This window comes from Psychrobacter sp. Rd 27.2 (assembly GCF_001921755.1).
In the GTDB taxonomy this organism is placed as follows: domain Bacteria; phylum Pseudomonadota; class Gammaproteobacteria; order Pseudomonadales; family Moraxellaceae; genus Psychrobacter; species Psychrobacter celer.
Genome location: NZ_MRYB01000005.1, coordinates 90,070 through 112,964 on the forward strand (window position 1 = coordinate 90,070; position 22,895 = coordinate 112,964).

Annotated in this window: 19 protein-coding genes; 15 read left to right on the forward strand and 4 right to left on the reverse strand. The window is 49.0% G+C overall.

All coding sequences use genetic code 11. The annotated features are described in order from the left end of the window. Nucleotides 1–73 precede the first annotated feature (73 nt). The 5 genes from BTV99_RS06135 to BTV99_RS06155 all read left to right on the forward strand — a co-directional run bounded on the left by BTV99_RS06135 (nucleotide 74) and on the right by BTV99_RS06155 (nucleotide 4,764). A complete protein-coding gene (locus tag BTV99_RS06135) occupies nucleotides 74–1,219 on the forward strand; it encodes a glycosyltransferase (protein WP_075101497.1) in 1,146 nt (381 codons plus the stop codon). A gap of 17 nt (nucleotides 1,220–1,236) precedes the next feature. After that, nucleotides 1,237–1,848, forward strand: a complete 612-nt coding sequence (locus BTV99_RS06140) for a sugar transferase (RefSeq protein WP_075101498.1) — start codon at nucleotides 1,237–1,239, stop codon at nucleotides 1,846–1,848. 10 nt (nucleotides 1,849–1,858) lie between these two features. Further along, complete coding sequence (locus BTV99_RS06145) at nucleotides 1,859–3,100, forward strand: DegT/DnrJ/EryC1/StrS aminotransferase family protein (protein ID WP_075101499.1); 1,242 nt, start codon at nucleotides 1,859–1,861, stop codon at nucleotides 3,098–3,100. 207 nt (nucleotides 3,101–3,307) lie between these two features. Then, the gene (gene folD, locus BTV99_RS06150; RefSeq protein WP_075101500.1) at nucleotides 3,308–4,198 is read left to right on the forward strand and encodes a bifunctional methylenetetrahydrofolate dehydrogenase/methenyltetrahydrofolate cyclohydrolase FolD; all 891 of its coding nucleotides are present in this window, start codon (nucleotides 3,308–3,310) and stop codon (nucleotides 4,196–4,198) included. Between the two features lie 80 nt (nucleotides 4,199–4,278). Continuing rightward, on the forward strand, nucleotides 4,279–4,764 hold the full coding sequence (locus BTV99_RS06155; protein ID WP_075101568.1) for a phosphate-starvation-inducible protein PsiE: 486 nt from the start codon (nucleotides 4,279–4,281) through the stop codon (nucleotides 4,762–4,764). 211 nt (nucleotides 4,765–4,975) lie between these two features. On the opposite strand, the gene BTV99_RS06160 is transcribed toward BTV99_RS06155, so the two are convergent. The 4 genes from BTV99_RS06160 to BTV99_RS06175 all read right to left on the reverse strand — a co-directional run bounded on the left by BTV99_RS06160 (nucleotide 4,976) and on the right by BTV99_RS06175 (nucleotide 10,161). Beyond that, nucleotides 4,976–6,424: a di-heme oxidoredictase family protein gene (locus BTV99_RS06160; protein ID WP_083608550.1), complete on the reverse strand. Its 1,449-nt coding sequence runs from the start codon at nucleotides 6,422–6,424 to the stop codon at nucleotides 4,976–4,978. Between the two features lie 23 nt (nucleotides 6,425–6,447). Next, the gene (locus BTV99_RS06165; RefSeq protein WP_075101501.1) at nucleotides 6,448–8,184 is read right to left on the reverse strand and encodes a chromosome condensation regulator RCC1; all 1,737 of its coding nucleotides are present in this window, start codon (nucleotides 8,182–8,184) and stop codon (nucleotides 6,448–6,450) included. Between the two features lie 317 nt (nucleotides 8,185–8,501). After that, on the reverse strand, nucleotides 8,502–9,716 hold the full coding sequence (gene corA / locus BTV99_RS06170) for a magnesium/cobalt transporter CorA (RefSeq protein WP_075101502.1): 1,215 nt from the start codon (nucleotides 9,714–9,716) through the stop codon (nucleotides 8,502–8,504). Nucleotides 9,717–9,771: 55 nt separating this feature from the next. Continuing rightward, entirely contained in the window at nucleotides 9,772–10,161 is a 390-nt protein-coding gene (locus BTV99_RS06175) for a DUF2237 family protein (RefSeq protein ID WP_075101503.1), read from the reverse strand. Between the two features lie 499 nt (nucleotides 10,162–10,660). Here BTV99_RS06175 and BTV99_RS06180 point away from each other — a divergent pair, with 499 nt between their 5' ends. The 10 genes from BTV99_RS06180 (at nucleotide 10,661) to bamB (ending at nucleotide 22,682) form a co-directional block, all read left to right on the forward strand. Then, the gene (locus BTV99_RS06180; protein WP_075101504.1) at nucleotides 10,661–11,977 is read left to right on the forward strand and encodes an ATP phosphoribosyltransferase regulatory subunit; all 1,317 of its coding nucleotides are present in this window, start codon (nucleotides 10,661–10,663) and stop codon (nucleotides 11,975–11,977) included. A 191-nt stretch (nucleotides 11,978–12,168) separates the two neighbouring features. Then, the gene (locus tag BTV99_RS06185; protein ID WP_075101505.1) at nucleotides 12,169–13,458 is read left to right on the forward strand and encodes an adenylosuccinate synthase; all 1,290 of its coding nucleotides are present in this window, start codon (nucleotides 12,169–12,171) and stop codon (nucleotides 13,456–13,458) included. Between the two features lie 350 nt (nucleotides 13,459–13,808). Next, entirely contained in the window at nucleotides 13,809–14,240 is a 432-nt protein-coding gene (gene ndk / locus BTV99_RS06190; protein ID WP_075101506.1) for a nucleoside-diphosphate kinase, read from the forward strand. A gap of 372 nt (nucleotides 14,241–14,612) precedes the next feature. Then, complete coding sequence (gene rlmN / locus BTV99_RS06195; RefSeq protein ID WP_178377934.1) at nucleotides 14,613–15,848, forward strand: 23S rRNA (adenine(2503)-C(2))-methyltransferase RlmN; 1,236 nt, start codon at nucleotides 14,613–14,615, stop codon at nucleotides 15,846–15,848. 106 nt (nucleotides 15,849–15,954) lie between these two features. Next, entirely contained in the window at nucleotides 15,955–16,905 is a 951-nt protein-coding gene (gene pilW, locus BTV99_RS06200) for a type IV pilus biogenesis/stability protein PilW (RefSeq protein ID WP_256713735.1), read from the forward strand. Next, nucleotides 16,896–17,711 (forward strand): helix-turn-helix domain-containing protein, encoded by an 816-nt coding sequence (locus BTV99_RS06205; RefSeq protein ID WP_256713736.1) that lies wholly within the window; start codon nucleotides 16,896–16,898, stop codon nucleotides 17,709–17,711. Before pilW ends, BTV99_RS06205 begins: the two co-directional genes overlap by 10 nt. Before the next feature lie 84 nt (nucleotides 17,712–17,795). Then, nucleotides 17,796–18,911, forward strand: coding sequence for a flavodoxin-dependent (E)-4-hydroxy-3-methylbut-2-enyl-diphosphate synthase (gene ispG, locus BTV99_RS06210; RefSeq protein ID WP_075101509.1), 1,116 nt, complete (start codon nucleotides 17,796–17,798; stop codon nucleotides 18,909–18,911). Between the two features lie 98 nt (nucleotides 18,912–19,009). Further along, on the forward strand, nucleotides 19,010–20,299 hold the full coding sequence (gene hisS, locus BTV99_RS06215) for a histidine--tRNA ligase (protein ID WP_075101510.1): 1,290 nt from the start codon (nucleotides 19,010–19,012) through the stop codon (nucleotides 20,297–20,299). Nucleotides 20,300–20,398: 99 nt separating this feature from the next. Further along, nucleotides 20,399–21,199 (forward strand): tetratricopeptide repeat protein, encoded by an 801-nt coding sequence (locus BTV99_RS06220; RefSeq protein WP_075101511.1) that lies wholly within the window; start codon nucleotides 20,399–20,401, stop codon nucleotides 21,197–21,199. 274 nt (nucleotides 21,200–21,473) lie between these two features. Further along, on the forward strand, nucleotides 21,474–22,682 hold the full coding sequence (gene bamB, locus BTV99_RS06225; RefSeq protein ID WP_075101571.1) for an outer membrane protein assembly factor BamB: 1,209 nt from the start codon (nucleotides 21,474–21,476) through the stop codon (nucleotides 22,680–22,682). Nucleotides 22,683–22,895: the final 213 nt, after the last annotated feature.

Below are 22,895 nucleotides of genomic sequence, written 5' to 3' on the forward strand. Positions count from 1 at the left end.
GTTGATGGCGGTTTAATAGTGGATATTTAATCCAATCATCATGCCCATAACAACCAAATGCTGAGGTGTACAAATGACGTCAAAAATATGCTTTGTGATGACCGATGCGGTGTCATTTAATCTGCTGTACCGTGACCAGCTGGAGTACCTCAGAGATCAGGCAGATATCGATATCACGCTGATCTGCGGCGGCAGTCCAGAGCAGCTTGCTACATTGCGCGCACGCAATATAGGTGAGGTGGTTGATTTGGATTTTCAGCGTCAGCCCAGTGTGTTAAAAGATGGTAAGGCGCTTGCTCGATTAAGTGCCTATATGCTAACCCACCGCTTTGATGTGGTTATTTATATCACCCCAAAAGCGATGCTTCTAGGTAGCATAGCAAGCGCGATGACCCGACAAAAAAGAAGGATTGCGTTTAGTGTCGGCCGTCCTTATGAGAATTTTTCCGGAATAAAAAAACGCGTGTTTCAGGGTTTCGATGTCTTGAGCTTTGCGCTATCACACGAGGTGCTGTTTGTCTCAAAGTCCTTACGCAGCGTATGTCTAAAAGAAGGTCTCGTCAATAAAAGCAAAGCGCGGGTCATCGATCAAGGCTCGTTTAGCGGCATAGATGTCAAGTGCCTGACGCCCGTCTCACTAGAACACAAAAAGGCATTGAGACAAAAATATCAGCTGCCTATAGATGTCTTTGTCATCTGTGTGGTCGGGCGTGTATGTACAGATAAAGGCTTTGCGGATATCGGTGCCATCGCTCAGAAACTAAAAGAAAAAAACATCCATTTTATCTTTGCAGGCGACTTTGAGGATACGCTCGGAGAAAGCGTCGTTGAGACTATTGTCAAAGACAATAAAGGCGTATATCTGCCCACCAGTATGGATGTGCATGAGGTGTTTCAATGCGCTGATTTACACTTGTTTTTGAGCCACCGTGAGGGCTTTGGAAACGTCGCTATCGAGGCGGCCAGCTGCGCTATTCCAACGTTTGCTTATGATGTCGTTGGTGTCAAAGATAGCGTAAACGATGGGGTCAGCGGTCGAAAGTTTGCGCTCAAAGACATATCTGCTGTCGCCGAGGCCATTGCTTATGCTGCCGATGACGCACATTTCAAAACCCGCTATCCGCAGGCAAGAGACTGGGCGATGTCACATTTTGAGCGCCAGCAGCTATGGGACGACTATCTAGGTTTTTACTTATCCAATGTGGATCATAGAGACTAGCAGAGGCAGGCCAATATATGATGAAACGACTGTTTGATATCACCATCGCCACCACCGCGCTGATTGTGCTCTCTCCGGTATATGCCATTACCGCTTATCAGGTCAGGCGACACTTGGGAGCGCCAGTATTGTTCCGTCAGACGCGCCCAGGCCTACATGGCAAGCCGTTTGAGATGATAAAGTTTCGGTCGATGAAGGATGGTGCTGATTTGCACGGCAAGCCACTAGAAGATGATGAGCGTTTGACGCCGTTTGGCAAGGCGTTACGCAATAGCAGCCTCGATGAGCTGCCTGAGCTGTGGAATGTTATCAAAGGTGATATGAGTCTGGTCGGCCCGCGGCCGCTACTGATGGAGTATCTACCGCTATACAATGCTGAGCAAGCACGCCGGCACGACGTGCGCCCAGGCATTACAGGTCATGCACAGATCAATGGCCGCAATGCCATCGGCTGGGACGAAAAATTTGCCCTCGATATTTGGTATGTCGATCATCAGTCGTTATGGCTGGATACAAAGATATTATTAAAGACTATCAAAAAAGTCATACGTAAAGATGGTATCAGTGCTGATGGTGAAGCGACCATGAGTAAATTCACTGGCAACCGCGTCGATACAGGGACGCTTTGATGAGGAACTTATGCTAAACATTCCGTTTTCACCATGGCCCAGCTTTACCAAAATCGAGGCCGATGCCGTCAGTCAAGTCCTGTTATCCAACAAGGTAAACTACTGGACAGGGCTAGAGTGTCGTCAGTTTGAGACGGAGTTTGCTGAGTGGGCGGATAGTAAGTATGCCGTTGCGATAGGTAATGGTACGTTAGCATTGGACGTGGCGTTACAAGCCTTAGATATCGGCGCAGGCGATGAAGTGATTGTCACCCCGCGTACTTTTATCGCCAGTATCTCATCGGTAGTCAATGCTGGCGCGAGGCCTGTATTTGCTGATGTCGATGAGGCGACTGGAAATATCACACCAGACTCTATCGCGGCAGTGTTGACGCATAAGACCAAAGGCATCGTCTGTGTGCACTTGGCCGGCTGGCCTTGTGATATGGATGGCATCATGGCATTGGCAGATCAGCATAATTTATATGTGATAGAGGACTGTGCGCAGGCGCATGGTGCGCGTTACAAGGGCCGTAGCGTGGGTAGTATCGGGCATATCGGTGCGTGGAGCTTTTGCCAAGACAAAATCATGACCACAGGCGGTGAGGGCGGTATGGTCACCACCAATGACGAGCAGCTGTGGCGAAAAATGTGGGCATATAAAGACCATGGCAAAAGCTATGCTGCGGTCTATGAGACCGAGCATGCGCCTGGCTATCGCTGGCTGCATGAGAGCTTTGGTACCAATTGGCGTATGACTGAGATGCAGGCAGTGATTGGGCGTATTCAGCTACAGCGTATGAGTGACTGGACAGCCAAACGTACCGCTAATGCGCATGCAATACTAGATGCCTGTGCTAAATGGGAAGCAAAAGGCTATCTGTCGGTGCCAAGACTAGAAGCATCAGCGCAGTTTGCAGATTCGGCCCACGCCTATTATAAGCTCTATGTCTATGTGCAGTCAGACAACCTACCTGACGGCTGGTCGCGCAATCGGATTATTGCAGAGATAAATGCGCTGGGCGTGCCTTGCTTTTCAGGGTCTGCCTCGGAAGTGTACCGTGAAAAAGCCTTTGATAATACCGGCTTGCGTCCTAAGACGAGACTGCCAGTTGCCAAGCAGCTCGGCGAGACCAGCCTGATGTTTCTTGTGCATCCAACGTTGACAGAAGACGAAATCAAGCAAACTGTACAGGCGATCGATCAGGTGTTTGGTGCCGTGAGCGCTCGCGTCTGTGGCGATATGGATTGTGGTGAGATAAACAAGGATTGACTAAATCTGTGCATGCGAGAGAGGGAGTCGCCGAGACATTTATCGGTTACCAATGTCGGTAGGCAAGTTTTATATCGCGCTAGGATTTTTTGCCGCAGGCAGGTACAATATCGGTATTCATCCTATATTGACCAAGCATAAGACAGGCATGCAAGTAGTTGCGGGCGCTGTCTTTACTTTTTTATCGTACCCTATATTGGAGTTCTTATGTCTACTGCCCAAGCGTCTGCCACCTTATTAGATGGTAAAGCCCTTGCCAAACAAATCGAACAGCAACTGAGTGCGCGTGTAGACGCTATCAAAGCTAAGACGGGACGCACCCCAAGTCTAGCGACGATATTGGTCGGTGATGACCCTGCCTCTGCGACCTATGTACGTATGAAAGGCAATGCCTGTAAGCGTGTCGGTATGGATTCTATACGCGTTGAGATGCCAAGTGCTACGACTACCAAAGAGCTGATGGCAAAGATTGATGAGCTCAATAACGACCCTGATGTCCATGGTATTTTGCTACAGCACCCCGTCCCTGCGCATATCGATGAGCGCGCATGCTTTGAGCAAATTGACTTGGCAAAAGACGTCGATGGCGTGACTTGTCTTGGCTTTGGTCGTATGGCGATGCAGCAGTCTGCGTATGGCTCTTGCACACCGCAGGGTATCATGCACTTATTGGCGCATCATAATATCGAGTTATCAGGTAAAGAAGCCGTGGTCGTTGGCCGTAGTGCTATCTTGGGTAAGCCGATGGCGATGATGTTATTAAATGCCAACTGCACAGTGACGATGTGTCACTCAAAAACACAAGATTTGGCCGCTCATATCAAGCGTGCTGATATCGTTGTTGGCGCAGTGGGTGTGCCTGAGCTGATTAAAGCTGAGTGGCTCAAAAAAGGGGCTGTGGTGGTCGATGCAGGTTTCCACCCAACAGATAATGGCGGCGTTGGCGATATCGAGCTGACAGGCGTTGAGAGCATTGCTAGTGCTTATACGCCCGTACCAGGCGGCGTAGGCCCGATGACGATTAATACGCTTATTCGCCAGACAGTAGAAGCCGCTGAAAAATCAGCAGGCCTGAGCGGTGGTGATATCAGCGAATGAAGCCGCTAAGCGAGCAAGATACAAAACACTCAACCGAATCGCACACTCATAAAACAGACGATACACATTCGCTGGGGTCAATGATGGGCATACATGAGCGCTTGCAGTATATCGGCCGTGAGTTCGTCGATATTTGCCACTACATTATCTTGTTTTTGATCAGTGTGGTGGTGGTTTGGACCGCGGGTAAAGAGTTTTTGGTGATTTTTCAAAAGGGCTCAGCAGATCTAAAAGATATCTTACTGTTGTTTATTTATCTTGAGCTGCTGGCGATGATTGGTATTTACTTTAAGACCCATCGTCTGCCTGTGCAGTTTTTGATATTTATCGCCATTACTGCTTTGTCACGACATCTAGTGGTGGACGTACAGGCCGTCTCTGACAACTTTCATCTGTGGCTATTGGCGACGATTTCGTTTGCCATTATGGTGCTTAGCGCTTCGATCGTCATCTTGACTTGGACGGCCAAAATGTTTGGTCGCCCTGAGGACTATCTGGACGATCATCAAAGCATTAGCCCTGAGCATCATTTGCCAAGCTATAGTATTAAGCGCCGCGATGATTAAGTGATTTGTCATTGATGGCGTGTTTAATCTACAGATTGGGTGTGGTGTTGATGATTGGGTATTGATGACAGACTATTGATACTTTTGTAAAAAAGAGGGCGGCTATGGCAGTGGTCCTCTTTTTTTTGCGTGTTATATATTTTGAAAAAAATCGATACGTTGGTCGCATGATATCGGTTTTTATAACCGACAGTCTGACCTCTATGGCAGGCTAAATACCTTTTAAAAAGGCCATCAACGTCTGCTGCTCGGTGGTAGAGAGTTGGCTAAAGCGTGTTTTTGCGCCTTGTGCTTCACCGCCATGCCATAGTATCGCATCGCTCAAGCTGCTGGCACGCCCATCATGCAAAAACCGAGCTTGAGGATCGCGGGCCACGATGCCGATACCCCATAATGGCGGCGTGCGCCACTCATAGCTCTCTGCGTTCTTTTCTTTTACGCCATCATCTAGCCCCGCGCCCATATCATGTAGCAGCAAGTCGGTATAAGGGTAGATGGTTTGCTGTGATAGAAGCGGGAAGCGCGCACTGTCGCCAGTTTTTTGTTTGGGTGTATGACAGCTGGCACAGCCCACTTGGGCAAACAGTTTGGCACCTGCATTAAAAGTCGACAAGTCATCTATTCGCCGCTCAGGTACGGCAAGTGCTGTCATAAAGTCAGTCACCGCATCCAGACTGCTGTCTGAGACTTCAGGGGTACCGCCATTGGGTGCCGTCCAGCAAATCGGCTGATTGACCGTGCAGTTGGGTGCCATAAACACCGAGGTCGTCAAGCCCATATCTTGTGACATGGCATTGGCGTTTTGGGTGCGTAGGCTGATGTTGATGGCTTTCCAGCCAAAGCGTCCAACGCGCTGCTGCTGATCGTCATCGACCCAATGGACGCGGCCGCTGATACCGTCATTGTCGCTATCGTTAGGGTCGGCCGCTGCGATGATATCTGCTTCAGGGATAAGATCCAGCAAGCCCATACCGACCAGTTGCGGCGAGATGCGCCCGCTGATGGCAGTTTGTCCTAACGGCTGATTGGGGTCGGTGGGAGTGAAACCAAAGGCCACTCCAGCAGGTCTGCCGTTTTGACTGGCTGTGGAGGTATAGTGCATGCGGCCTTCGGTGGCGATACTGGGGTCGATGCTTTGGTGCTGCATTTGCTCACCGTAGTAAGCGTGCGCCGCGCCTTGCTTATCCCCTAAGCGAAACAAAATCGCATCGGTGAGCTGACCGTTGGCGGCATAGACAGGCTTGCGGCCGTCTGCACTGTGGCACTGGGTACAGGCATTGGCATTAAACAGTGGCCCCACACCGTCGAACAGCGCGCGGCCCTCGCCAGCAGGTGTCCACTCTGTGATAAACAGCTCACGCCCAGGCGATACGCCGCCCAGTGCGCTGCTTGGCAGGTTTGGCATAATCTGCAAAAAAGGCTGTGCGACACTGGCGGCGATCGTCGCGTTGCCACCTGCTGGCTGCCAGTCGCTATCGACAGTGGGACGATCAGGCGTGGTCGGCGGACTTGGAAGGTTTGGTTGAGTGCTGCTTGCGTCATCCGAGCCGCCACAGGCGCTAAGCAGCGCTATCGTCACGCCAAGCGCCGTGCTTTTTATGACCGAAGAGGATAAAGACAGGGGGCGAGTGCTGCCTGCCGGTGTTGATAATAAAAACATGGTATGACCTAAAAGTATATTGACTATAGTTGGCTTGGTAGTGTCACTGGTATCGGGTTGTTGTACATCCACACATGAGCGGTGTTGGCATTGCCCAGCGAGCCTTCAAAGCTCCAGCCCCATGTAAATAACTGCTCGGCTTTTGCAGCATCCTCATTTACGGCATCATCGTCTTGGATTTGCGGTTTTTGATGAGCGATCAGGTGCATAGCGCCCATGGCCATATTGTCGATATCTTTTAGGCTAGGCAGTTTGTTGGTTGGCTCATCTAAATCATGGTAAATGGTCTTGCCAGCACCGTTTGTTTCGCCAAACATACCCCATGCGTATAGGACGCCATTGGTCGTTGCAGCGTTGTCACTTACAGCGTTGGTGGCTGTGCTATTGGTCGCGACGTTGTCAATCAGCGCGTAGCTGGCATTGCCATTGGTATAGACACGGCGCACGTCTTTGTCAGTGAACCAAGGCAGTTTGGTTGGGGTAGTGATGATATCTGCCCATGCATTTTGGCTGCCTTGATAGGTTTCACCGTTATAGCCCAGTTGGCTTGCGGCATTTAACCCCCAGCCGTAGACGGCCTCTTTATTGGTCAAAGCCAAGATGTGATCTCTACCAGCGGCCAGTTGTGTGACTTTTTCTGTGCTTAGCGCGGCTTCTGTGCTGAGTGCAGTGTCATCCTTGGCTGGCGTAGTCTTATCCACCGTGCTATTACCTAGTACGTTGATACGTACGGGCGTAGCGTTTATGTTGGTGCAGTCATTAGCCAGCGTACAGGCGGCTCCCTTGCCAAGGTTGGCATAGGCATCGCTGCCCCAACCCCAGACTTGACCTTTATCATCTAACGCATAAGAGCTATTGGCGCTAGCGACCACCTGAACGATATGGCCAGCTTCTGCCGCCGAAAAGTCTACCCTGACAGGGGTACTGCTATCGCGGCTGGTATTATCTCCAAGTTGGCCTTGGCCATTGGCCCCAAAAGCCCAAACGCTACCATCTTTGGTCAATACTAAATTGTGCTTATAGCCTGCAGCGACCATGACGGCGTCTTCGATACCGTCGATGGCGCTGATATCTAAACGGCAGTCTACTGTTTTGCTGCAGTCATGACGACCACCATCACCGCGGCCGAGCTGTCCGTATTTGTCTTCGCCCCAGCTATATACCTGACCATTTTGCGCGATGGCAAGCGAATGGTTTTGATTAAAGCTGATGGACATCACATCCTTGGGCGCGCTACTCATTAGCATCGGCGTGACTGGGTGGCCCATCACGTCAGTGAATTTTGTGGTCAGCCCCAGCCCTGTTTGACCATAGTTATTGCGTCCCCAGCCATATAGCTGACCGTCACGTAGGGCGGCGGTATGAGAGCCACCGGCCGCGATGGTATCGCCTAGATAGAGGGTTTTGACCTTGCGCATGATGTTGCCGGCATTATCCGTGGCCTCTAGGACAATGCGGTTGCTACCGAGGGTCAATAAAATACGATCGTCAAAGTAACCTTCGGCATCTAGCGTTAGCGCTTGGGCTGGTTGTCCATTATGCGAGTATGTGAGCGATTTGACACCGCTGCTGTCTTGAACTTGCCCTGAGACAAAAACGGCTGCGACGGCGCTATAGCCATTGCTAAAGTTACTGTCGGTGGTGATAAGTGGCGGCGTCCCATCTATGATCGTGGTGTGATCAGAGTCATCGCCGCATGCTGTTAAAGTCAAGATAGCAGCAGTACAAGCGGCGATCGGGGTAAGACGGGATAAACGCATAAAAACCTCAATAGGTACAAAATAATAGATATAAAATGACAATACCGCCCCGTACAAATGCTACGCGCGTAGTATTTGTCGTGCTGGCTGATGATGTAGCGAAATAACAATAACGGTAAGAGTGTGGCAATAATATCTAAGAATAATATTACAAATAATAATCATTATCAATCATTAATAAAAAACAGCACCTTGAGCGATGCTATTTTTCATCTGCATGGTAGGCGTGAGCCAAATACCAAAGTCTGATCTGTATCGAGTTTTGTGCGGGGCGTTTTGTGTTTGTTGACCGAAAAAATGACGTTAGCGTACAGCCGTTATAACCATTTGAGGCGTTTAAAGTTGTAATACAAATAGCCGCACAGCGAGCCGATGATCACCATGATGACCAGATACGAGTATTGCCAGTGCAGCTCAGGCATAAAGTCAAAGTTCATACCGTAGATACCAGCGATGGCCGTTGGTACCGCTAAAATCCCTGCCCACGCGGCGAGCTTACGTACCACCTCGTTTTGCCCCATATTGACCATGGCCATATAGGTGTTCATAACCACGCTTAGCATCTCATTGAGGCCGTTGATGGCGTCTAACGAGTGCAGCAAGTGGTCATTGACGTCACGAAAGTAGGGCTTGGCCGCTTGCGAAAACCCAGAGACCAGCTCGCTTTTTTTGTGATTGATAAAAAAACTACAGATGTCTTGTACCGGTAAGATAATCGCCCGCATGTGTACCAGCTGTGACTTGAGCTCGTAGAGGTTTTTGAGCGTGCCTTTATCAAACTCATAGGTAAACACGTAACGCTCTTGCTCGCGCAGATAACGTCCCAAACGATCGGTAATCGGCATATAGTTATCCACGATAAAATCGAGTATAGCGTGCAAGACAAATATCGGCCCCATTCTGAGCTTTTCTGGGCGGCGATGGCAGTGCTCGCGGACAGGTGCGTAGGAGTTGGATGGACCATTGCGAATGGTGATTAAGTAGTTTTTGCCCATAAATATCGCCGTGGTGCCGTAGCGAATGACGTTGTCTTCAAGCTTGGCGGTACGTAAGACCACAAATACCATATCGTTGTCGTAATTTTCGACTTTGGCGCGCTGATGGTCGGCAAAGGCATCCTCGATAGCAAGTTCGTGCAGACCAAAGGCTTCTTTGACTTTGACCATGGTCTGGAGGCTGGGGTCATACAAACCCAGCCAGATAAACTGGCCATTGTTACTCAGCGCCCGACTGACATCATTTAGCGCTACTTTATCAAGGTTTTCACCGGTCTTACGAGAGTAGGCGTAGCAGTTGACGACCTCATCTTCACTGGATAGATCGATATCTTCATAGCGCTCAGAATCAGGGTCATAGACCGTCATGGTCTCGATGGTGTCTTCTCTGGTGGCATCGGCATCGCCGTAGATATAGCTATCATCATTATCGAGATATAAATGCTCATCATTCATATCCGCATAAAGACGGTTGATGTCGGAGTTAGGTTCAATACGTGCGGTTTTTTTGAGCAGTTGATCGTTATTGTGGTCCATACCCCCTCCCGTGATAAAGTAAAAAATATCTCACAAATAAAACGCTGCGCCGTCATTAAAGCGCGTGGCTTTTTAAAGTTTCAATATCGACCAAGCTCAGCAGGCTTTCGTGACAGGCTTCGAGCTTGATAGGCGGAGCGATATCGAAGTCCAAGGCCTCGACCCAGCGCAGCGCACAGATGCACCAGTAGTCGCCAGGTTTTAATCCAGCAAAACCATACTCAGGCAGGGGCGTGATCAAGTCGTTACCGCGACTGGCAGAAAAACTCAAAAACTCGCTGGTCATCTTGGCGCAGACGGTATGCTGGCCGACATCATGACTGCCAGTATGACAAAAACCATTGCGATAATAGCCGGTAATCGGGTCAAAACAGCAGCTGGCAAGCGCCGTCCCTAAGACGTTGGTTTGGTTGATGGCTGGGTTTGGGTGGTAATCAGGTGACATAAGGCTTCCGAGATAAAAATATGTGTTAGTGTAACATGAGTCTGTCTGCATGGCGCTGTTCTTGCTGAGGCAATTCGCGCACGTTTTTATCAAGTAATGCAAGCGCATAGCCGCTATTTCACGGACGCTATTTGCTCAATACGAGCAGATAGCCGTCGCCATATCTGCTGATGCTCATGATGCCATGGACGATAATTAGATAGTAATTGTGCCCAATTGTCACTAGGCGAACCTTGACTGCTATGCTAAACTAAAGCATAAAGTGCCTTGATTATTTATCTCTGTTTATTAGCGCATAAAGATACTCGTCTTATCATCCTAAATTATACTTATTACTCACCCTGTTGCGGTTACCTAGTTTGTTTATAAATAATTGGGTCAATGATGTTGTGTGTTAAAAACACAACGATACGATGTCAATGCCCTTATAAATACAACCTTTTAGTACCGCATCAGTACCGCGTTTTTTGGTAAGCGATACGCCAAACAAGGATTTATTGTGTCTGTCAGTTCTGATTCTGCAAAACCTGCCCAGTTAAATGCAACAAAAAACGCGGCCACTCAGCCTGCCGATAGCGTTGCTAAATCCAATAGCATGCCCTACCTAAACCACTTTGCCAGCGATGTGGCCAACAGTTGGCTGTTGCCTGATGGCGTGGTGGATGTGTTGTTTGAAGACGCGCATAAGCAAGAGGTGCTTAGGTACCAATTGACGCAGCAGCTGATCACTCATGGCTATCAGTTGGTCAACCCACCGATGATTGAGTTTACTGAATCACTGTTAAGTGACGCTTCAGAAGACTTGAAACGTCAGACGTTCAAGATCATCGATCAGCTGACGGGTCGTTTGATGGGCTTGCGTGCCGATATTACCCCACAGATTTTGCGTATTGATGCGCATCATGGCGGTACCGGTATTGCGCGTTACTGCTATGCAGGTGATGTGATTCACACCTTGCCGTCAGGACTGTTTGGCTCACGTACGCCCTTGCAGTTAGGCGCTGAGATATTTGGCTGCGCCGATTTGGCAGCCGATATCGAGCTGATTGATGTCTTGTTTGGGATGGTCAATACACTAGATATGAGCGCGGCACTGCATATTGACTTGGGTCATGTGGCGATATTTAAGCGTTTGGCTGAGATGGCTGCGCTATCTGACAGCGACGCTGAGCAATTGATGCATTTATATGCCAATAAAAACCTACCAGAGCTCAAACGTGTTTGCCAAGCATTGCCAATGGGCGATGACTTTTATGCCTTAGCGCGTTTTGGTCACGATATCGATAATTTGCTGACCAAGCTCTCTACTGCCGCACAGCAAGATGAACAGATATCTACGGCTATCGATGAGCTACAGCGCCTAAAAACGCACCTAAAAACGCAGTGGCAGTGTCCGGTGAGTGTCGATGTGACTGAACTATCAGGCTATCACTATCATACTGGCATTGTTTTTAATGGCTATATCAATAGCGAGACTCAGCCGCTGGTACGCGGCGGGCGTTTTGATGGTATGCAAAGCGGTGGCCATCTGTCCGTCAGCCAGCCACGCGAAGCCACAGGCTTTAGTATGGATGTCAGCCGTTTGCTGGCGCACACGCAGCTTGAAGTGCCGAGTATCGTGCTGATTGATTATCAAGCCGCCACTCAAGCAAGCCCTGAGCAGCGACAAACCTTGCTCCAGCAGGCCACCAGCCTACGCGAGCAGGGCTACCGTGTCACCATGCCACTAAACGCGGAAGATCGTCCCGATGGCGTGACACATCGTTTGGGTTTTGCTGACAATCAATGGCAACTACAAACCATCTCGCTTAACTAGATTCAGTTTGGCTGATTTATAAGTACATTTACAGTGGCTCGCCGCTTGAATAAAGATTTTAAGATAAAACATACTTGGTTTGGCGCGGCAATGATAAGCGCGCTGAGCGCAAGCATCAAACACTGCTAACATCACGTTAGTTTTGCAACCGTTATTGCACACACCTCAATACATAAAGGTAAGGATTGATCATGGGTAAGAATGTCGTAGTTTTGGGTAGCCAATGGGGCGATGAAGGTAAGGGTAAAATCGTTGATTTACTTACCGAAAAAGCCTCAGCCGTTGCTCGTTTTCAAGGCGGTCACAACGCTGGGCACACACTGGTTGTCGATGGCAAAACCACCGTCCTACATTTGATCCCATCTGGTATCTTGCGTGAAGGCGTCACCTGCTTCATCGGTAACGGTGTGGTACTAGCGCCAGATGCTCTACTAAAAGAGATAAAAGATCTAGAAGCCAACAACGTACCAGTACGCGAGCGTCTACGTATCTCGCCAAACTGCCCACTCATCATGCCATATCACGTGGCACTTGACCAAGCACGCGAAGCCAAACGCGGTACAGGCAAAATCGGTACCACAGGTCGCGGCATCGGTCCTGCATATGAGGACAAAGTGGCGCGCCGTGCCATCAAGCTTGCTGACTTGTTCCGTGATGATTTAGAAGAAAAACTACGTAACCTAATCGAATATCATAACTTCCAACTGACACAGTATTATAAAGTCGATGCCATCGATTTTGATGAGACCTTTAAGCTGTGCCAAGAGTGGCGCGAAGAGATCAAAGGCATGGTTACTGATGTGACCGAAGACCTCAACCAATTGCGCCTTTCTGGCAAAAACCTAATGTTTGAGGGTGCACAAGGCACGCTACTTGATATCGACCACGGTACCTATCCGTTTGTCACCAGCTCAAGCGTTACAGCAGGCGGCGTATCGACTGGTACGGGTATCGGCCCATTGTACCTAGACTATGTACTTGGTATCACCAAAGCTTACACCACGCGTGTTGGTAGCGGTCCATTCCCAACAGAGTTGTTTGATGATGTGGGTGCCCACTTAGCCAAAGTCGGCCATGAGTTTGGCGCGACCACTGGCCGCGCGCGTCGCTGCGGCTGGTTTGATGCCGAGGCACTACGCCGCGCGGTGGTATTGAACTCTATGTCAGGTATCTGCTTGACCAAGCTTGACGTCTTAGACGGTCTTGAAGAATTGCTAATCGGCGTGGGTTACAACCTCCCTGAGACAGAATGTGCTGGCGCGCACGACGCAGAGTTTTATGAGTCTGTCACACCGAAGTATGAAACTATGGAAGGTTGGAGCGAGTCTACCGTTGGTATCACCAACTATGACGACCTACCAGAAAACGCCAAAAAATACATCAAACGTATCGAAGCATTGATTGGCTGCCCAGTAGATATCATCTCAACCGGCCCTGACCGCGAAGAGACCATCGTACTTCGTGACCCGTATGATGCTTAGTGCGTACTATAAGTCTTGGTGTTATAAGCACTAACTGGCTTGTAGTATTCATCAAGTAGTATCAATTAAACGAACCCCAGTGCTGAGCATTGGGGTTCTTTTTGGTCAATATGATGACCGTATTAACAATTAGCGGATCATAAATTTACTTTTATGCAAGGTGCGGTCATAAATTAATCCTATCATTTATAGCCTCAATCATTATAATAGGCAACAATCCTATGTTGACGCTCGTGTTTTGCTATCGATAAATCATGAGTTATCCGCTTCGTCGACATGGCGGCCAACGTTAAAACAAAGCATTTACCCCTTTACTTTTACCAAACTGACCCCCTATTAGGAGTTTTTTTATGGCTAACGAACGTACTTTATCTATCATCAAGCCTGATGCCGTCGCTGGCAACCACATCGGCGCTATTTATAGCCGTTTTGAAGAAGCGGGTTTAAAAATCGTTGCTGCAAAAATGTTGCATCTTGATGACGAAAAAGCAGGCGGCTTTTACGCTGAGCATGCCGAGCGTCCATTTTATAATGCTTTGGTCTCATTCATGACTTCAGGCCCTGTCGTTGTTTCTGTATTAGAAGGCGAAAACGCCATTGCTAAGCACCGTGAAATCATGGGTGCAACCAACCCAGCCGACGCTGCCGAAGGCACTATCCGTGCTGACTTTGCTAGCAGCATCGATGAAAACGCGGTTCATGGTTCAGATTCAGCTGAGTCAGCAGCACGTGAAATCAGCTACTTCTTTAACGATGATGAAGTATGTGCACGTACGCGCTAAGAGCAGCCAGTTATTGATAGCAGCCAAGAGGTTGGTTATGAATAATTTGTGTCGCAAGACGGCTTATATCTGATGGGTATAAGCCGTTTTAGCTATTTTGGTTTGTCTGTTTTTTCGCCGGCTTTGTGTTATTGAAATTTTTTATTATTTGCCTCATTATTGTCTTTATCTAGCATTATCAATCCTTTATCAGTATAGCTAATCATTTTTTGTGCTTGTCGCTATGTATGATTGGCATAAGTACAAGAGACGCTGCGCTCATAATGGATTGCTAATGGCCATATTTGCCATAAGGCGTATGGAGAGCAACACTCATCGCTTATATCAACAATTGCCACGCTTAATTTAGCTGATGCAAAAAGGTTACCTATTATGTCCACTGTTCAATCCCCGATCCAGCATGTCCTTGCCACCTCCAAAGCCAGCATCAAGCTGGTCGATGAAGCGCAGGCCAAGACCAATCTTTTGGGGATGACCCAAGCAGAATTGGCTGACTATTTTAAAAGCCTCGGCGAAAAGCCATTTCGCGCGACGCAGGTGATTAAATGGATATATCAGCACGGGGTGACAGATTTTGAGCAGATGACCAATCTGAGCAAGTCACTGCGCGATAAATTGTCGCTGAATGCCTGCGTGACTCCGCCTAAGGTTATTCATCGTCAGTACAGTGATGATGGTACACGTAAATGGGTGTTTGAAGTGACGGGCGGCTCGCTGGTGGAGACGGTATTGATTCCGGCGGATGATAATAAATCGAATGGCCGCAAAACTTTGTGTATCTCTTCGCAAGTCGGCTGCGCGCTCGACTGTAGTTTTTGTAGTACCGGTAAGCAGGGTTTTGAGCGCGATCTGACGGCGGCTGAGATCATCGGGCAGCTGTGGGTAGCCAATGCTTCCTACATGAGTGATGACAATGACAGCTTAGAGGCTGTCGATCATAGCGCTTGGGAAAACCATGTTACCAACGTGGTGATGATGGGTATGGGTGAGCCTTTATTAAACTACAAGCCTGTAATCGGCTCGATGGAGATTATGCTCAGCGACCATGCTTATGGTCTCTCAAAGCGCCGTGTGACGTTGTCGACTTCCGGCGTGGTACCCAAGATGTATCAGCTGGCACAAGATCTCGATGTGGCTTTGGCGATATCCTTGCACGCGCCCAATGATGAGCTGCGTGATGAGCTGGTGCCTATCAATAAGAAATACCCGTTAAGTGAGCTGATCGCCGCGGCAAAAAACTACGTGTATGATGTCAATCCACGCCACAAAAAACACGTCACCATTGAGTATGTCATGCTTGATGGCGTCAATGACAGCGATGAGCATGCGCGGCAGTTGGTGGCGTTGTTGGATGGTCTACCAAGTAAGATTAATTTGATACCGTTTAATCCGTTTCCGCATGCACCATATGACAAATCAAGCAACAACCGCATCCATGCGTTTAGCAATATCTTAAGTGAAGCTGGGTTTGTGTGTACCATTCGTCAAACGCGCGGCGACGATATCGATGCGGCTTGCGGCCAGCTGGTCGGGCAAGTCGCCGACCGCACTCGTCGTTCAGCGGCATGGCAGCAAAGCATCAAAGCGCGTGAAAACGCTGAGTTGTGATTCATCATACAATTAATCACAACTAAATTGTACTTATGGGGGCTAAATCTATTAAACTGATGCTTCGATTATCGAACGCATTGAATCCAGTTTTATGATGGCGGCTATGATGACTTCTAAAAATTCTTGTCAAAATAAGTATCAAAGCGTGTGTTTTTTGACTGACAAACCATGGATGACAGCCACGTTGCCAGTCGTGGCACAGACGGCAGTGACGTCCAAACGGCTACTGCTTGGTATGGCGATGGTAGGGCTGTTTTTGACGGGGTGTCAAAGCACGCCAACCGATGATTTATTGGGGGATATCCCTTATCAGACGTCGACGCGGCCGAGCAATGATCGCAACTTGGATCAACAAGAAATTGCGCGCGTACGCACCTCGCTTGCCGCGCAATATATCCGCAAAAACGAGCTTGATACCGCCCAACGCCAGCTTGAAAAAGCCTTCGCTGCCGATAGCCGTTACGCGCCAGCCTATGATATGATGGGCGTTTTGCTGCAGCAAGAGGGCAGCCGTATTAATCTGCAAAAAGCCGATCAGTACTTTAAAAAAGCCATCGCGCTTGATAAAGACTTTGAGCAAGCTCACAATAACTATGGCGTGTATTTGTCGCAGATGAAACGCTATAAAGAAGCGGCTGAGCAGTTTGAGATTGCAGGGGCAGCGCTTGGCTACGAAGGTCGTATCGGCGCGCTGGAAAACCTAGGCCGAACCTACCTACAGATGGGCGACCGTACTGCTGCGGCCAAAGCGTTTTTGCGCGCGCTAGATGGCAACCGCAATAGTATCATCGCCCATATCGAATTGGTAGATTTATTGCTTGAGCAGCAGCGGGTGGCCCAAGCACAAAAACTTTATGACGAGACACTGATCTTGGTACAAGGGCAAGGTATCAGCCCGCGTTTGCTATTACAAGGCATCAAACTTGCGGCGGCTCAAAACAACATAACCACACGCCAGCAATTGGCACAGCAGCTTTTATCCGCTTATCCACTAAGTGATGAAGCAAAACAACTTAAGACTTGGCTTAACAATCCAGAGGCACCATGGAAATGACCACCCCATCATCAAACACTCAATCAAACACTCAGGGATCATTTGGTGCCATGTTGCAGCAAGCCCGCAAAACAAAGCAAGTCAGTCTAGAAGAGGCCGCCGCCGAGCTGTTTATTTTAAAGCGTCACCTAAAAGCCTTAGAAGACGAGAATTTTGCAGATTTGCCGCAAGCCGCGTTTGCTCGCGGTTTTGCTATCAACTATGCCAAGTTTTTGGGGTTGGACCCTGTAAAGATCGCCAGCAGCTTTGATGCCGCCTATCCCAATGAGCTAAAACCGTATTCAGTCAACAACATTGATACACCGCTGCGCCCGATGGGAACCTTGCAGCGCGACACTCACAACCGTATTCGTTTCAATCCGTTACTGATTATCGCGGTCATTGGCGTTATTATCTTAGCGATTTTTTTATTCCGCATGGTCAGTAATGCCAGCAAAGAAAACACCCAAGCACCGACCAACGCTGTCGAAGACATCTCGGCACTCGAGCAGGCTCAAGGCGCTGCTATCGATAGCGAGACGGGTGTGGGTGCCGCAGGCTCTGCGCTTAACATAGGCGCGGCGAGCAGCACCGCGACGTTAGAGGTGATGTTGAGCGATGAGGCGGTGGTGGTGATTACTGATGCGTCAGGGAGCAATCTGATGAACGGCGCTCAAAGCACGGGTAGCTATAAGTTGTCTGGCATGCCGCCATTTAATGTACAGATCGATAATGTCGATAATGTCAGCTTAATGCTCAACCAAGAGGCGGTGGCATTAGAGGCGTACGCCACTGATAAGCAAGCCAGTTTTGAGCTTGCGCCATAAGTGGGTAAAAGCATAACGACGCATCGTTAGGTATTATTGTCAGGGTTTATTTTTATTTTTTTGCTTTAACCAAAGGGTTTGTCTATGTCAACGTCAGCGCCTATTAACCGTCGTCTTACCAAAAAAATATATGTCGGTGATGTCGCGATTGGGGGTGATGCACCGATTAGTGTGCAAAGCATGACCAACACCGAGACTTGTGATGTGGCCGCGACGGTCGCACAAATCGAGCGCTGCGTAGAAGCAGGCGCTGATCTGATGCGCGTCTCGACCCCGACGATGGATACGGTCAACGCCTTTGCCGAAATCCGTAAACAGGTCAGCGTGCCGCTCATCGCCGATGTGCATTTTGATCATAAGATTGCTTTGGCAGTGGCCGAAGCAGGTGCTGATTGTTTGCGTATCAACCCAGGTAATATCGGTAGTGATGCCAAAGTACGTGAAGTGGTTGCCTGCGCCAAGCATCACAATATCCCGATTCGTATCGGTGTCAACGCAGGCTCGCTAGAAAAAGACATCCAGCGAAAGTATAAAGAGCCGACGGGTGAGGCGATGCTAGAGTCCGCGATGCGCCATATTGATATTTTGGAGCGTCTCAATTTTGATCAGTATAAAGTCTCAGTCAAAGCCAGTAATGTGTTTTTGACATTAGAGGCGTATCGTCTGCTCTCAGCCCAAATTGACAACCCGCTACATCTAGGCGTGACCGAAGCTGGTGTCTATCGCACCGGTGCGGTCAAATCTGCCATTGCATTAGGGGGGCTGCTCCTAGACGGCATCGGCGATACCATTCGTATCTCTCTAGCGGCAGAGCCTGAAGAAGAAATTAAAATCGGCTTTGATATTTTAAAATCGCTAAACATCCGCTCAAACGGTGTCAATTTTATCGCTTGTCCTAGCTGCTCGCGCCAAGAGTTTGATGTGATCAAAGTGATGACAGCGTTGGAGTCGCGTCTCGAGGATATTCGTGAGCCGATGGATCTGTCAGTGATTGGCTGTAAAGTAAATGGCCCAGGGGAGGCCAAAGAAGCCGATATCGGTATCGTCGGTGCTGCGCCAAAGTCATTGGTCTACCGTATGGGCGAAAAAAGCCATTTGATCAATACCGAAAACCTAGTCGATGAGATTGAAAGTATGGTGCGCGCCCATGCTAAAGACTTGGCAAAAAAGCGCGAAAATGAGATTATTCGCGTTAAATAAATACCAGTAGCGCTAACGGATACCAGTAGTGCTGTCGTTGTTTTTAGGTTAATTATATAAAAAAGAACTTGTGATAAATTTAAGGATATGACCGTACCATGATCAAAGCTATCAAAGGGTTTAATGATATTTTGCCTACCCAATCGGCAAAATGGCTACAATTAGAAGCGATATTGGCGGATGTGCTGGGTAGGTACGGTTATGAGCATATTCGTCTGCCTATCGTCGAGCAGACTGATTTGTTTGCCCGTGCTATTGGCGGGGCCACCGACATCGTTGAAAAAGAGATGTATAGCTTTGCCGATAAATCTGAGCCGCCCACTCCTTTGACCTTGCGCCCAGAGGGCACCGCAGGCGCGGTAAGGGCTGTAATCGAGCACAATCTACTGCGCGGTGATACGCCCAAACTATGGTACATCGGCCCCATGTTTCGCTATGAGCGCCCACAAAAAGGCCGCTATCGTCAGTTTCATCAATTAGGGGTAGAAAGCTTCGGTAGTGCGCTGCCCGATGCCGATGCTGAGCTGATCGCGATGACGCATCTGATGTGGCAAGCGCTGGGTCTCAAAGACGAGATGCGCTTGCAACTAAACAGCTTGGGTGAAATCGACGAGCGCCATGCTTACCGTGAGGCTCTAGTCGCTTATCTAACCGACAAACAAGACCAGCTTGACGAAGACAGCAAGCGCCGTCTGACGACCAACCCGCTACGTATCTTAGACAGCAAAGAGGCGAGTACGCAGGCGTTATTGGCAGAAGCGCCAAAGCTGGCTGAGTTTTTGGGTACAGAGAGCATGGCGCACTTTGAGCAAGTGCAGGCATACTTGACCGCGCTTGGTATCGATTTTGAGATCAATCCGCATCTGGTACGCGGTCTGGATTATTACAATAAGACTGTCTTTGAATGGGTGACAGACAAGCTAGGTAGCCAAGCCACCGTCTGTGCAGGTGGCCGTTATGATGGTTTGGTTGGCCAGCTAAAGTCTGTCGGTACCGACGGCAGTAAACCTGCCAAATCTGAGCCTGCCGTTGGATTTGCCATGGGGCTTGAGCGTTTATTATTGTTACTAGAGGCGGTCGCGCCGATGGCAGACGTTTCGGCCTGCGATGTCTTTGTGGTCGCTCATCCAGAAGTCTATAGCGCAGGTATCAAGTATGCCCAAAACCTACGTTATGAGCGTCCAGATATCCGAGTCAAGATGGCAAGTGCCACCAGCCTAAAAGCGCAAATGAAAAAGGCGGATAAATCAGGGGCTGCGCTCACGGTGATTATTGCTCAGCAAGAGCTCGATGACAATCTGGTGAGTATCAAAGACATGCAGACAGGCGAGCAGCGTAGTGTCTCGCAAGACTGGCTATCGAATGCAGACAATTTTTCGCGCCAGTGATGAATGGGTCGATTGATTAGTCGATCAATTAATAGATTAATCAGGTGATATCGGCTTTCGCCTCAGCATTTTTATAACACTTTTATTAGGTAACCCTTTATGGCTTTGACACCCAATTCGCCAAATCCAGACAATTCCATGGACGCGTTAAAGCAGTATGGCAGCTATATCGTCACTGCAATTTTGTTGGCGTTGGCCGCTTATTTTGGTTGGACATACTGGCAAAATAACCATGCGCGCGTCGATACAGTCGCAGCAGATCACTACGCGGATATCCAACGGCTCAATGAAGAAATCAGTCTGGCGGCGCAAAACCCAGATTTGGAAGCTGAGGCGCAAGAAGCGCTGGCACAAAGCCGTACACAACTGGACAAAGATATCGACGCATTGGTTGGCGCCCACGGCGAGTCAGTCTATGCGTGGCAAGCATTGATGATAAAAGCCCGCCATCAAGTGGATAGTGATGACTTTACCGCCGCAGCAAATACCCTGAAGCAAGCATTAGCCATTGACTTGGGCGACGCTGGCCTAAGCGCCATCACCCGTCTACGTTATGCCAACACGCTACTGGCAGCAGGCGATGCTGAGGGCGCACTGGCAGAAGCCAAACAAGACATGCCAAGCTCATTTGAAGCCAGTCAGCAAGAGTTGCTAGGCGATATTTATCTGGCACAAAACGATAAAGATTTGGCCATCAACGCTTACAATAATGCGTGGGAGCTGTTACGTGAGCGTCAAGAAATGCGTGCAGTATTGGCATTGAAGATGGAGAGCTTGGGGGTAATGCCTGAGCCTATCGAGGCGCAAGCCAGTCTGATCCAAGAGCCTGCTGTACCAGCGCCTGCGATATCTGAGCCGCCACCAGTGGTAGAGGGCGCACCGGCCGAAGTTACACAGTAGTGGTATTGTATTAGGCGCTATTAACGAATAATAGCGCTGATGTTTTATCAGCACCCTAGGCAGTACCAACAGAATTCTATATGCTAGATTGGCGGCCAGTGGGCTGATCGTGAGAGCAGAGTTGATAAGTGGCTGTTATCTATTTAAAAAATTTTATAACAGTTACCAAGATAACTAAAACCAGGCAACACTGTGAGCAGATCATTGATGGATGAGCCACAGACTGACCGCCCAATCCACTAATCCATAATAATTTTTGTAGTGAGAACCTATGATGACTCAATCCATTCGCTCGAGCAACATGTCAACCGCCAATATTATCAAAAAGACAGTCATGCATGTGGCCGTACTGGCAGTAATGAGCACTGCAGTGATTGGGTGTAATCGCGGTATCAAGCCTGTCGTCAATGATCCTGTCGATTTGGTACAAATTGCAGAGCCGGTCACTGTGCTACAGCCTGTCTTTAGCGCAGATGTTGGCAATAAAAAAGCCAGCAAAAAAGATCCTTTGGCGCTGCAAGTTGGCTATGCCAATGGTCAAATGGTCGCAGCCTCACGCGGTGGCGACTTGATAGGGTTTGATAATGCAGGTGAGCGTCTGTGGTCAGTCAATGTCGGTGATCAAATCACCGGCGGCGTGACAGTAGACGCCTTAAGCCAAACGGCAATCATCAGCACACGCGGCGGTCAGGTGATGGCGTTTGATAGTACAACGGGTGCCAAACGCTGGCAGCAGCAGCTATCAGGGTCAGTATTGACGCCGGCTTTGGTCAGTAATAATCGTGTGATTTTGTCAGCGAATGATGGATTTTTGCACGGCTTATCTCTACAAACCGGCCAGTCCGTATGGCAGTTTGCTACCCAAGTGCCTGCCATCAGTGTACGCGGTAGCGCCGCGCCAACCCTACTAGACAGCAAGACTGCGCTGCTGGCCACCGCAGATGGCCGACTGCATGCGGTGACGGTTGATAGTGGTCTGCCGCAGTGGTCGAGACGCGTCGGTGTCGGTATGGGCAGTAGCGAAGTTGAGCGTATGAGCGATGTCGATGGCACGCCTATCGTTGATCAAAACCAGCTGTTTGCAATCAGCTATAGTGGTCAGTTATTGGGTATTGATTTGGCCTCGCGTCAGGTTTTATTTGTCAATGAGCTTGCCAGTCTCAAATCCCTTGCTGTCAATAATCAGCAAGTCATCGCCACCAGCCTAGATGGTAAAGTGGTTGCGTATGATCGCAGCAATGGCGAGATGCTCTGGGAGAGCGATGAGCTGGCGTATCGTCACTTGACCAATCCTGTGATGATTGGTAATTATATCGCGGTTGGTGATTTAGAAGGTGTGGTGCATTTGTTCAACCCTGCCAATGGTCAAATCATCAGCCGTGTACAGACCAAGGGGGCGTTGACCAACTTGCAAGTACAAGGAAGTCGTTTGCTAACGCAGAGCGCTACAGGTCAAGTGGCTATCTGGCAGCTGATACGTTAAGTATCATAGGCTGTGCCGCGCGGCAGCTGATGAGTCGTGATATTGTTATCAGTCAGTCATTGGCTATCAGACTTGCGGTTTGACATCACGATCACTACTATTATCACTCACGCTGCTAGGTCAGCGTTTTGTGCTTGGTTGTAAACTGCTTGTTTAAACGCAGGCTTTCGCGTACTCTATGCGACCGATATGCGGTAGGTTTACCATATAGAC

Excerpts from the sequence above, each read along its gene's own strand:
- BTV99_RS06135 (WP_075101497.1), top strand. The coding sequence starts at position 74 with ATGACGTCAAAAATATGCTTTGTGATGACCGATGCGGTGTCATTTAAT.
- BTV99_RS06140 (WP_075101498.1), top strand. The coding sequence starts at position 1,237 with ATGATGAAACGACTGTTTGATATCACCATCGCCACCACCGCGCTGATT.
- BTV99_RS06145 (WP_075101499.1), top strand. The coding sequence starts at position 1,859 with ATGCTAAACATTCCGTTTTCACCATGGCCCAGCTTTACCAAAATCGAG.
- folD (WP_075101500.1), top strand. The coding sequence starts at position 3,308 with ATGTCTACTGCCCAAGCGTCTGCCACCTTATTAGATGGTAAAGCCCTT.
- BTV99_RS06155 (WP_075101568.1), top strand. The coding sequence starts at position 4,279 with ATGATGGGCATACATGAGCGCTTGCAGTATATCGGCCGTGAGTTCGTC.
- BTV99_RS06160 (WP_083608550.1), bottom strand. The coding sequence starts at position 6,424 with ATGTTTTTATTATCAACACCGGCAGGCAGCACTCGCCCCCTGTCTTTA.
- BTV99_RS06165 (WP_075101501.1), bottom strand. The coding sequence starts at position 8,184 with ATGCGTTTATCCCGTCTTACCCCGATCGCCGCTTGTACTGCTGCTATC.
- corA (WP_075101502.1), bottom strand. The coding sequence starts at position 9,716 with ATGGACCACAATAACGATCAACTGCTCAAAAAAACCGCACGTATTGAA.
- BTV99_RS06175 (WP_075101503.1), bottom strand. The coding sequence starts at position 10,161 with ATGTCACCTGATTACCACCCAAACCCAGCCATCAACCAAACCAACGTC.
- BTV99_RS06185 (WP_075101505.1), top strand. The coding sequence starts at position 12,169 with ATGGGTAAGAATGTCGTAGTTTTGGGTAGCCAATGGGGCGATGAAGGT.
- ndk (WP_075101506.1), top strand. The coding sequence starts at position 13,809 with ATGGCTAACGAACGTACTTTATCTATCATCAAGCCTGATGCCGTCGCT.
- rlmN (WP_178377934.1), top strand. The coding sequence starts at position 14,613 with ATGTCCACTGTTCAATCCCCGATCCAGCATGTCCTTGCCACCTCCAAA.
- pilW (WP_256713735.1), top strand. The coding sequence starts at position 15,955 with ATGATGACTTCTAAAAATTCTTGTCAAAATAAGTATCAAAGCGTGTGT.
- BTV99_RS06205 (WP_256713736.1), top strand. The coding sequence starts at position 16,896 with ATGGAAATGACCACCCCATCATCAAACACTCAATCAAACACTCAGGGA.
- ispG (WP_075101509.1), top strand. The coding sequence starts at position 17,796 with ATGTCAACGTCAGCGCCTATTAACCGTCGTCTTACCAAAAAAATATAT.
- hisS (WP_075101510.1), top strand. The coding sequence starts at position 19,010 with ATGATCAAAGCTATCAAAGGGTTTAATGATATTTTGCCTACCCAATCG.
- BTV99_RS06220 (WP_075101511.1), top strand. The coding sequence starts at position 20,399 with ATGGCTTTGACACCCAATTCGCCAAATCCAGACAATTCCATGGACGCG.
- bamB (WP_075101571.1), top strand. The coding sequence starts at position 21,474 with ATGACTCAATCCATTCGCTCGAGCAACATGTCAACCGCCAATATTATC.